The organism is Lysinibacillus sp. CTST325, from assembly GCF_054665055.1.
The window spans coordinates 1-220 of the sequence record NZ_BAAFHO010000074.1 but is presented as its reverse complement, the minus strand read 5'-3'; the positions used below and the strand labels follow the sequence as shown (position 1 = coordinate 220).

The 220-nt window shown below is 35.0% G+C and carries 1 pseudogene; it reads left to right on the top strand.

What is annotated here, in order from left to right:
• Positions 1 to 118: pseudogene (locus ACYQ73_RS28410) on the top strand (IS4 family transposase); the annotation flags it as partial.
• Positions 119 to 220 lie beyond the last annotated feature (102 nt).

Here is a 220-nt window from a genome sequence, read left to right as displayed (position 1 = left end):
ACAGCTTCACACAAACAGTTCACGGACGTACTTACAAATTAGTAGGTACTTAAAAGCAGTACTATGGAAACCGGCACGTATTTGGCTTCGAAAAATCAAAGGAAATACGGTACCGTAAGGATTTTGAGTTATTAGTTGCCTCAGTCAAAGGTTATAGTAAAAAAATGGATGTTTACTATCTCTACTTTAGTATCTTTTATTTTCTTCAAAAACGGAAGGA